The sequence below is a fragment of the Escherichia sp. Lx600-2 genome (assembly GCF_036662595.1).
Taxonomy (GTDB): domain Bacteria; phylum Pseudomonadota; class Gammaproteobacteria; order Enterobacterales; family Enterobacteriaceae; genus Escherichia; species Escherichia coli.
The window spans coordinates 1-10,678 of the sequence record NZ_JAYQWM010000102.1; the positions used below are offsets into that span (position 1 = coordinate 1).

At 48.0% G+C, this 10,678-nt stretch carries 10 protein-coding genes and 1 pseudogene; 8 read left to right on the forward strand and 3 right to left on the reverse strand.

All coding sequences use genetic code 11. The features are described 5' to 3' along the window. Positions 1-75 precede the first annotated feature (75 nt). Positions 76-915: pseudogene (locus OQV04_RS21365) on the reverse strand (ShET2/EspL2 family type III secretion system effector toxin); the annotation flags it as partial. A 399-nt stretch (positions 916-1,314) separates the two neighbouring features. Between OQV04_RS21365 and tnaC the strand changes: the two are divergent. The 7 genes from tnaC to yieF all read left to right on the forward strand — a co-directional run bounded on the left by tnaC (position 1,315) and on the right by yieF (position 8,098). After that, positions 1,315-1,389: a tryptophanase leader peptide gene (gene tnaC, locus OQV04_RS21370; RefSeq protein ID WP_001364348.1), complete on the forward strand. Its 75-nt coding sequence runs from the start codon at positions 1,315-1,317 to the stop codon at positions 1,387-1,389. Positions 1,390-1,609: 220 nt separating this feature from the next. Next, the gene (gene tnaA, locus OQV04_RS21375; protein WP_001295247.1) at positions 1,610-3,025 is read left to right on the forward strand and encodes a tryptophanase; all 1,416 of its coding nucleotides are present in this window, start codon (positions 1,610-1,612) and stop codon (positions 3,023-3,025) included. 90 nt (positions 3,026-3,115) lie between these two features. Further along, on the forward strand, positions 3,116-4,363 hold the full coding sequence (gene tnaB / locus OQV04_RS21380; RefSeq protein WP_000131904.1) for a low affinity tryptophan permease TnaB: 1,248 nt from the start codon (positions 3,116-3,118) through the stop codon (positions 4,361-4,363). Positions 4,364-4,494: 131 nt separating this feature from the next. Continuing rightward, a complete protein-coding gene (mdtL, locus tag OQV04_RS21385) occupies positions 4,495-5,670 on the forward strand; it encodes a multidrug efflux MFS transporter MdtL (RefSeq protein WP_032281884.1) in 1,176 nt (391 codons plus the stop codon). Then, positions 5,645-6,604 carry an HTH-type transcriptional regulator YidZ gene (yidZ, locus tag OQV04_RS21390; protein ID WP_001362496.1) on the forward strand — a complete coding sequence of 320 codons (960 nt, stop codon included), beginning with the start codon at positions 5,645-5,647 and terminating at the stop codon, positions 6,602-6,604. Before mdtL ends, yidZ begins: the two co-directional genes overlap by 26 nt. Before the next feature lie 156 nt (positions 6,605-6,760). After that, positions 6,761-7,510, forward strand: coding sequence for a 4'-phosphopantetheinyl transferase family protein (locus OQV04_RS21395; RefSeq protein WP_001296581.1), 750 nt, complete (start codon positions 6,761-6,763; stop codon positions 7,508-7,510). Between the two features lie 21 nt (positions 7,511-7,531). Next, a complete protein-coding gene (gene yieF / locus OQV04_RS21400; RefSeq protein ID WP_021578122.1) occupies positions 7,532-8,098 on the forward strand; it encodes a class I chromate reductase YieF in 567 nt (188 codons plus the stop codon). Between the two features lie 53 nt (positions 8,099-8,151). On the opposite strand, the gene adeP is transcribed toward yieF, so the two are convergent. Then, positions 8,152-9,489, reverse strand: coding sequence for an adenine permease AdeP (adeP, locus tag OQV04_RS21405; RefSeq protein WP_001301685.1), 1,338 nt, complete (start codon positions 9,487-9,489; stop codon positions 8,152-8,154). A 166-nt stretch (positions 9,490-9,655) separates the two neighbouring features. On the opposite strand from adeP, the gene yieH reads away from it, so the two are divergent. Next, positions 9,656-10,321 (forward strand): 6-phosphogluconate phosphatase, encoded by a 666-nt coding sequence (gene yieH, locus OQV04_RS21410; RefSeq protein ID WP_000078062.1) that lies wholly within the window; start codon positions 9,656-9,658, stop codon positions 10,319-10,321. 136 nt (positions 10,322-10,457) lie between these two features. On the opposite strand, the gene OQV04_RS21415 is transcribed toward yieH, so the two are convergent. Continuing rightward, positions 10,458-10,678, reverse strand: a 221-nt coding sequence (locus tag OQV04_RS21415; protein WP_332642858.1) for a hypothetical protein, incomplete at its 5' end; no start/stop codon positions are given.

The window sequence follows — 10,678 nt, forward strand, 5'->3', positions numbered from 1 at the left end:
TGATAGAAACAGAAGCCACTGGAGCACCTCAAAAACACCATCATACACTAAATCAGTAAGTTGGCAGCATCACCCAGTATTGGTTGCATTAGGATCATAAAAGGATACAACATATTCTGTTTCACCAGCAGGCGTTTTTTTGATCCTCAAGCGGACGGCCATAGCGTGTGTTTGAGATTGAACGATTGCCGTCATATGCGTTAACTTCTCTTTTTCCATTCTGTGAAAAAAGACAGATAATGCCTCCCCAAACTTATCACTGGCAACGACGCATGTACCGGGTGGTGGATTTTTTTGTAGATTGTTAAATTGCTGCTCAAGCTCGAAAGGAATATGTTTTTGTATATCTTCCGGAGATGAATAGTAAGCCTTTAATGGAACTTTCCCTGTATGCTCATTCATTGAATCTATACAGTATTGCAGAGCAAAATGTCTACATTCTATTAAACTTTTTGGTTTTCCAGTAAAATGCAACAGGCAATTATAATCTACAATATCATATTTGCTATTAGCTTTTATCTGCTCTTTTGTAAAACTCTCATCATCAGGGTACGTATGAAGGCAAGTAAAAATATCATCCAGGAATTTTATAAGCACTGGAGATACGGAAATATGTACTATATTGATTGCGTCTGCATCGCTTACGGTTAAAATCATACCTTCAGGTTGTTGCTTAGATCTGGAGACAAGAATTGAATATGCACCATCGCTATAGAAACCTAACTCAACTTCAGAACAATGATTAACAAAATGATTTAACGGCCCCTCTTTTTCAAGTGAATAAACTGAAGGACTTTTAAGATACGCAACTATATCGTCAACGAATAATTGAGATTTATTTTTTTCTCCATCCAAATCAGGCACGAAAGAAGGAGATTGTGCACATACACCGCCAACAGTTACGTTATCAACCATTTTCTTTCCCCTCATCCATATGAAAGTTGTAGTAATAATAAGGTTACTATTTAAAAATCAACTATCAAATTTCGCTCATTTATAGAGTTATTTGTCTTTTTACGTCATTACCCCATCAGGTCATCAACCTGGTAATGAAGTGGGTAAACCGGGACGTCAATGTGGGAAACAGCTCCTTGTAATGGAACCCCTATAATCAATATCATCATCTTCAACAATAATGATAAAAATTAAAAAAATTATCCATTCACGTATTTTTGTTAATATTCTTTATGTGTCAGCTCTCATAAACACAGCCAATAACTAAATGTGATTCGATTCACATTTAAACAATTTCATAATAGACAAATTTCTTGAGTATTATACTGTAGCTTCGTGTCTTTCGAGGATAAGTGCATTATGAATATCTTACATATATGTGTGACCTCAAAATGGTTCAATATTGACAACAAGATTGTCGATCACCGCCCTTGATTTGCCCTTCTGTAGCCATCACCAGAGCCAAACCGATTAGATTCAATGTGATCTATTTGTTTGCTATATCTTAAATTTGCCTTTTGCAAAGGCCATCTCTCGTTTATTTACTTGTGTTAGTAAATGATGGTGCTTGCATATATACATGGCGAATTAATGGATATTGCAAATGTAATATTCACAGGGATCACTGTAATTAAAATAAATGAAGGATTATGTAATGGAAAACTTTAAACATCTCCCTGAACCGTTCCGCATTCGTGTTATTGAGCCTGTAAAACGTACCACTCGCGCTTATCGTGAAGAAGCAATTATTAAATCCGGTATGAACCCGTTCCTGCTGGATAGCGAAGATGTGTTTATCGATTTACTGACCGACAGCGGCACCGGGGCGGTGACGCAGAGTATGCAGGCCGCGATGATGCGCGGCGACGAAGCTTACAGCGGCAGCCGCAGCTACTATGCGTTAGCCGAGTCAGTGAAAAATATCTTTGGTTATCAATACACCATTCCGACTCACCAGGGCCGTGGTGCAGAGCAAATCTATATTCCGGTACTGATTAAAAAGCGCGAGCAGGAAAAAGGCCTGGATCGCAGCAAAATGGTGGCGTTCTCCAACTATTTCTTTGATACCACGCAGGGCCATAGCCAGATTAACGGCTGTACCGTGCGTAACGTCTATATCAAAGAAGCCTTCGATACGGGCGTGCGTTACGACTTTAAAGGCAACTTTGACCTTGAGGGATTAGAACGCGGTATTGAAGAAGTTGGTCCGAATAACGTGCCGTATATCGTTGCAACCATCACCAGTAACTCCGCAGGCGGTCAGCCGGTTTCACTGGCAAACTTAAAAGCGATGTACAGCATCGCGAAGAAATACGATATTCCGGTGGTAATGGACTCTGCACGCTTTGCTGAAAACGCCTATTTCATCAAGCAGCGTGAAGCAGAATACAAAGACTGGACCATCGAGCAGATCACCCGCGAAACCTACAAATATGCCGATATGCTGGCGATGTCCGCCAAGAAAGATGCGATGGTGCCGATGGGCGGCTTGCTGTGCATGAAAGACGACAGTTTCTTTGATGTGTACACCGAGTGCAGAACCCTTTGCGTAGTTCAGGAAGGCTTCCCGACGTATGGCGGCCTGGAAGGCGGCGCGATGGAGCGTCTGGCGGTAGGTCTGTATGACGGCATGAATCTGGACTGGCTGGCTTATCGTATTGCGCAGGTGCAGTATCTGGTCGATGGTCTGGAAGAGATTGGCGTTGTCTGCCAGCAGGCGGGCGGTCACGCGGCATTCGTTGATGCCGGTAAACTGCTGCCGCATATCCCGGCTGATCAATTCCCGGCACAGGCGCTGGCCTGCGAGCTGTATAAAGTCGCCGGTATCCGTGCGGTAGAAATTGGCTCTTTCCTGTTAGGCCGCGATCCGAAAACCGGTAAACAACTGCCATGCCCGGCAGAACTACTGCGTTTAACCATTCCGCGCGCAACATATACTCAAACACATATGGACTTCATTATTGAAGCCTTTAAACATGTGAAAGAGAACGCGGCGAATATTAAAGGGTTAACCTTTACCTACGAACCGAAAGTATTGCGTCACTTCACCGCAAAACTGAAAGAAGTTTAATTGACACTACAGAGTGGCTATAAGGATATTAGCCACTCTCTTACCCTACATCCTCAATAACAAAAATAGCCTTCCTCTAAAGGTGGCATCATGACTGATCAAGCTGAAAAAAAACACTCTGCATTTTGGGGTGTTATGGTTATAGCAGGTACAGTAATTGGTGGAGGTATGTTTGCTTTACCTGTTGATCTTGCCGGTGCCTGGTTTTTCTGGGGTGCCTTTATCCTTATCATTGCCTGGTTTTCAATGCTTCATTCCGGGTTATTGTTATTAGAAGCAAATTTAAATTATCCCGTCGGCTCCAGTTTTAACACCATCACCAAAGATTTAATCGGTAACACCTGGAACATTATCAGCGGTATTACCGTTGCCTTCGTTCTCTATATCCTCACTTATGCCTATATCTCTGCTAATGGTGCGATCATTAGTGAAACGATATCAATGAATTTGGGTTATCACGCTAATCCACGTATTGTCGGGATCTGCACAGCCATTTTCGTTGCCAGCGTATTGTGGATAAGCTCGTTAGCCGCCAGTCGTATTACCTCATTGTTCCTCGGGCTGAAGATTATCTCCTTTGTGATCGTGTTTGGTTCTTTCTTCTTCCAGGTCGATTACTCCATTCTGCGCGATGCCACCAGCTCCACTGCGGGAACGTCTTACTTCCCGTATATCTTTATGGCTTTGCCGGTGTGTCTGGCGTCATTTGGTTTCCACGGCAATATTCCCAGCCTGATTATTTGCTATGGCAAACGCAAAGATAAGCTAATCAAAAGCGTGGTCTTCGGTTCGCTGCTGGCGCTGGTGATTTATCTCTTCTGGCTCTATTGCACCATGGGGAATATTCCGCGAGAAAGCTTTAAGGCGATTATTTCCTCAGGCGGCAACGTTGATTCACTGGTGAAATCGTTCCTCGGCACCAAACAGCACGGCATTATCGAGTTTTGCCTGCTGGTGTTCTCCAACTTAGCTGTCGCCAGCTCGTTTTTTGGTGTCACGCTGGGATTGTTCGATTATCTGGCGGATCTGTTTAAGATTGATAACTCCCACGGCGGGCGTTTCAAAACCGTGCTGTTAACCTTCCTGCCACCCGCGTTGTTGTATCTGATCTTCCCGAACGGCTTTATTTACGGGATCGGCGGTGCCGGACTGTGCGCCACTATCTGGGCGGTCATTATCCCCGCGGTGCTGGCAATCAAAGCTCGCAAAAAGTTTCCCAATCAGATGTTCACGGTCTGGGGCGGCAATCTTATTCCGGCGATTGTCATTCTCTTTGGTATAACCGTAATTTTGTGCTGGTTCGGCAACGTCTTTAACGTGTTACCTAAATTTGGCTAAATCCTTCAAGAAGCCAGCCATTCGCTGGCTTCTTGCCTCTCAGGAAATCACTTATGTCCAAATGGCAACTCGCCTGATCCTCCTTCACCACGTATGCTTTGCGTCACCTTACTATCAGGACGCTTTAGCCCATGTCCCGCTTTTTGATTTGTAGTTTTGCCCTGGTTTTACTTTATCCCGCTGGGATTGATATGTACCTCGTTGGTTTACCGCGCATCGCCGCCGATCTCAATGCCAGCGAAGCGCAGTTACATATTGCGTTCTCCGTTTATCTGGCAGGTATGGCAACTGCGATGTTATTTGCCGGTAAAGTGGCCGATCGTTCAGGGAGAAAACCGGTCGCCATACCCGGCGCGGCGCTATTTATTATCGCCTCGGTGTTCTGTTCACTGGCTGAAACCAGCACGTTATTTCTTGCAGGGCGCTTTCTACAGGGGTTGGGCGCGGGCTGTTGTTACGTGGTGGCATTCGCCATTTTGCGCGACACGCTGGATGATCGACGTCGGGCAAAAGTGCTGTCGTTACTCAACGGCATTACCTGCATCATTCCGGTGTTAGCGCCGGTGCTCGGTCATCTGATTATGCTTAAATTCCCGTGGCAGAGTCTGTTCTGGACGATGGCAATAATGGGCATCGCGGTACTGATGTTGTCTTTGTTTATTTTAAAAGAAACGCGCCCTGCCGCCCCCGCAGCTTCGGACAAATCACGAGAAAATAGCGAGTCGCTGCTTAATCGGTTTTTCCTCAGCCGTGTTGTTATCACCACCCTCAGCGTTTCGGTGATCCTCACCTTCGTCAACACGTCGCCGGTATTGCTGATGGAAATCATGGGTTTTGAGCGCGGAGAATACGCCACCATTATGGCGTTGACCGCTGGCGTCAGCATGACCGTTTCATTTTCCACGCCATTTGCGCTGGGAATTTTTAAGCCACGTACGTTGATGATCACCTCACAGGTGTTATTCCTGGCGGCGGGCATCACTCTTACCGTTTCACCTTCCCATGCGGTTTCTCTGTTTGGTATCACGCTGATTTGCGCCGGTTTCTCGGTAGGTTTTGGTGTGGCGATGAGTCAGGCGTTAGGGCCGTTTTCATTACGCGCGGGCGTAGCCAGCTCGACCTTAGGTATTGCGCAGGTTTGCGGTTCGTCACTGTGGATTTGGCTGGCGGCGGTGGTTGGTATCGGCGCATGGAATATGCTGATCGGGATTCTGATTGCCTGTAGCATAGTGAGCCTGTTGCTGATTATGTTCGTCGCGCCTGGACGCCCCGCTGCCGCTCATGAAGAAATCCATCACCACGCTTGATCTCAATCTGCTGCTCTGTCTGCAACTGCTGATGCAGGAGCGCAGCGTGACCAAAGCGGCGAAGCGGATGAACGTGACCCCTTCGGCGGTGAGTAAGTCGCTGGCAAAGTTAAGAGCGTGGTTTGACGACCCGCTCTTTGTGAACTCACCGCTGGGTCTGTCGCCCACACCGCTAATGGTCAGCATGGAGCAAAATCTGGCGGAATGGATGCAAATGAGCAACCTGCTGCTGGATAAACCGCACCACCAGACACCGCGCGGCCTGAAGTTTGAACTGGCGGCGGAATCACCGCTGATGATGATCATGCTTAATGCGCTGTCGAAACGGATCTACCAACGTTACCCCCAAGCGACCATCAAATTACGTAACTGGGATTACGATTCCTTAGATGCCATTACTCGTGGTGAAGTGGATATTGGTTTTTCCGGTCGCGAAAGCCATCCTCGCTCGCGGGAGCTATTAAGCTCGCTACCGTTAGCCATTGATTATGAAGTGTTGTTTAGTGATGTGCCCTGCGTCTGGTTACGCAAAGATCATCCGGCACTGCATGAAACGTGGAATCTGGACACCTTTTTACGTTATCCGCATATCAGCATTTGCTGGGAACAGAGCGACACCTGGGCGCTGGACAATGTGTTACAGGAGCTGGGGCGCGAACGCACGATTGCTATGAGCCTGCCGGAATTCGAGCAGTCACTGTTTATGGCAGCGCAGCCCGACAATCTGCTACTGGCGACCGCGCCGCGCTACTGTCAGTACTACAATCAACTCCACCAACTGCCGTTGGTTGCTCTTCCTCTCCCGTTTGACGAAAGCCAGCAAAAAAAGCTGGAAGTCCCTTTTACCCTGCTGTGGCATAAACGGAACAGCCATAATCCGAAGATCGTCTGGTTACGGGATACCATTAAAAATCTTTACGCGTCGATGGCATAACCGAATCGTATGAAACGCGACCCGATTTCACAATAAAATGTAAAAAAGTTGTAATAAGCTTGTCTGAATCGAACTTTTAGCCGCTTTAGTCTGTCCATCATTCCAGTAAATGATTACTCTTGTATTCATAATGGACCATTAAGCATGGAGCGAAAAATGGCGACTCACTTTGCCCGAGGGATTTTAACGGAAGGACATCTGATTTCTGTTCGTCTCCCCTCCCAGTGTCATCAAGAAGCCCGAAACATTCCCCCTCATCGTCAAAGCCGTTTTCTGGCGTCCAGAGGTTTACTCGCAGAACTGATGTTCATGCTGTATGGCATTGGCGAATTGCCGGAAATCGTCACCCTGCCGAAAGGTAAACCGGTTTTCAGTGATAAAAATTTGCCTTCGTTTTCTATTTCCTATGCCGGGAATATGGTCGGCGTGGCGTTAACAACCGAAGGTGAATGTGGCCTCGATATGGAACTGCAGCGTGCGACACGCGGGTTTCATAGCCCACACGCGCCCGATAACCACACCTTTTCCAGCAATGAATCGCTATGGATCAGTAAACAAAATGATCCAAACGAAGCGCGGGCGCAGCTCATCACGCTGCGCCGAAGCGTGCTAAAACTAACCGGTGATGTTTTGAATGACGATCCGCGCGATCTGCAGCTGCTGCCCATTGCCGGACGCCTGAAATGTGCTCATGTAAATCATGTAGAAGCGTTATGCGACGCGGAGGACGTGCTGGTGTGGTCCGTGGCGGTCACGCCCACGATTGAAAAGCTCAGTGTCTGGGAGTTAGATGGCAAACACGGCTGGAAAAGCCTGCCGGATATTCACAGCCGCGCCAACAATCCTACCAGCCGGATGATGCGTTTTGCCCAGCTCTCTACCGTGAAGGCTTTTTCGCCAAATTGATAGACAACCACAGGAGTCATCATGTCTGAAAAATTGCAGGTGGTTACGTTACTGGGGAGCCTGCGCAAAGGCTCATTTAATGGCATGGTTGCACGTACCCTGCCGAAAATTGCTCCGGCGAGCATGGAAGTCAATGCGTTACCTTCCATTGCCGACATTCCCCTGTATGACGCTGACGTACAGCAGGAAGAAGGTTTTCCAGCAACGGTTGAAGCTCTGGCGGAACAGATCCGTCAGGCTGACGGTGTGGTGATCGTCACGCCGGAATATAACTATTCGGTACCGGGTGGGCTGAAAAATGCCATCGACTGGCTTTCCCGCCTGCCGGATCAACCGCTGGCCGGTAAACCGGTGTTGATTCAGACCAGCTCAATGGGCGTGATTGGCGGCGCGCGCTGTCAGTATCACCTGCGCCAGATTCTGGTTTTCCTCGATGCAATGGTGATGAACAAGCCGGAATTTATGGGCGGCGTGATTCAGAATAAAGTTGATCAGCAAACCGGAGAAGTGATTGATCAGGGTACGCTGGACCACCTGACCGGGCAATTGACCGCATTTGGTGAGTTTATTCAGCGAGTTAAGATCTAAATAAAAAACCCGCCAGCAATCATGCATGGCGGGTTTTTAATGCGCTATCGATTTTAATGAGCGTCGATAAATACAATCTTCAGGATAAACAGCAGCGCAACGATGATTACGCACGGGCTAAGGTCACGGATACGCCCGGTACCAATCTTCATCACGCAGTAGGAGATAAAGCCCAGCGCAATACCTTCGGTAATCGAGAAGCTGAACGGCATCATCACAGCGGTAATAAACGCCGGAACAGATTCAGTAAGATCCTGCCAGTTCACGCGAGCAAGACTTGAGGTCATCAACACGCCAACGTAAATCAGCGCGCCAGCTGCAGCGTAGCCTGGCACCATTCCCGCCAGCGGCGACAGAAAGATAACCAGCAGGAACAGCAGACCAACAACCACTGCCGTCAGACCGGTACGACCGCCAACCGATACGCCGGAAGAGGACTCAATATAAGCCGTAACGGAAGAAGTACCGATAAACGAACCGGTCACGGAAGAGATACTGTCGACATACAGCGCCTGCTTCATGCGCGGGAATTTCCCCTTCTCATCTGCCAGACCTGCTTTATCGGTCACGCCAATCAACGTACCGGAGGAGTCAAACAGGTTGACCAGCATGAAAGAGAAAATCACCCCTGCCAGCCCGAGGTTAAACGACCCGGCTAAATCTACATGACCCACGACAGTCATTACGCTCGGCGGCGCAGAAACGATGCCATTGTAGTGGACATCACCCAGCATCCAGCCCAGCAGCGTTGTCACCACGATAGAAACCAGCACCGCTGCGTGAATGTTGCGTGAGGCCAGAATAGCAATGATGAAGAAGCCGAGGATCCCCAGCAGCACGCTGTGAGAAGTCAGATTACCGATGCTCACCAGCGTTTCCGGGTTAGCGACAATCACACCTGCGTTTTTCAGCCCCATCATGCCAATGAACAGACCGATACCGCTGGTAATGCCCACACGCAGACTCACCGGAATGTTGGCAATCATCCAGTAGCGAACGCGGAAAATCGTCAGTAATAGCAGACCAATCGCGCCCCAGAAGATTGCGCCCATCCCGACTTGCCACGGCAAGCCCATCGCCTGCACAACGACAAAAGCGAAGAACGCATTCAGGCCCATAGCGGGTGCCAGTGCAACTGGCAGGTTAGCAAACAGCCCCATCATAATACTGCCGAATGCAGCAATCAGACAGGTAGTGACAAAGACGGCGCTGGTATCCATGCCAGCAACGCCAAGAATTTGCGGGTTAACAAAAACGATGTAAACCATCGTCAGGAAGGTGGTAAAACCGGCGATCACTTCGGTCCGTGCCGTCGTGCCATGTTCGCGCAGTTTAAACACGCGTTCCAGCATCCCCTGGCCAGAAGCCTGGGTTGTGTGTTGTTGACTCATTATCTATTTCCGAACAAGGAGGGAAAATCCGTCGCTATCGTATACCAAAATGAGACAATATGGACGGCTGAAGATAACTTTTTTTCATTGTATTTGCTTATACGGCAACGATTGCGTCATGCGAATTGGCATGACGAAAACGTTAAACTAACGATAAAGGAAAGACATGTCCCAGATAGAAGCGGTATTTTTCGACTGCGACGGTACGCTGGTCGATAGCGAGGTCATTTGCTCTCGCGCCTATGTCACGATGTTCAGGGAATTTGGCATTCACGTTGACCTGAAAGAGATTTTTACCCGTTTTAAAGGCGTAAAACTCTACGAAATCATCGACATCATCAGTAAAGAACAGGGCGTGACGATGATCCAGGCCGATGCCGAGCACGTTTACCGCGCAGAAGTGGCGCGTCTGTTTGATACCGAACTTGAGGACATCGCAGGAGCGAACGAATTGCTGGCGAGCATTAACGTGCCGATGTGCGTCGTCTCTAACGGTCCGGTCAGCAAAATGCAGCATTCGCTGGGTAAGCTCAACATGCTGCACTACTTCCCGGAAAAACTGTTCAGCGGCTACGATATCCAGCGTTGGAAGCCCGATCCGGCGTTAATGTTCCATGCGGCAAAAGCGATGAATGTGAACGTTGAAAACTGCATTCTGGTCGATGACTCCAGCGCCGGTGCGCAATCAGGGATAGATGCCGGAATGGAAGTGTTTTACTTCTGCGCTGACCCGCACAATAAACCGATCGTTCACCCGAAAGTAACCACCTTTACCGAGCTGGCGCAGCTGCCTGCACTCTGGAAGGCACGGGGCTGGAATATAACGCGATAATCGCCTCCTTACTTCAACGCTTACACATCAGTCACGCTGGTTTGAGATAAAAAATACCAGGTGTCTGATGAGTAAGCGTCTATTCCCTATAAATAATTTATGTCGTTAATCGTCCAGTCGCACACCCTCTGTATGGTTAAGCCTGGGTTATATTTTTCACAATATCGGGATACCGTTCGAACCAATCCAGAATATTACGCATCGCGTCACTGATTTTTTTATTAGCTTTATATTGATTCTCGCGTCTAAAATTTTGAACAATATTAAGGTTAGAACGTATCTTATTGTCATCGTCAGCAATCTTCTGATTTAATGCCGCTACTTCATCCTGTACTTCTTGACTATCCCACTTGTCCC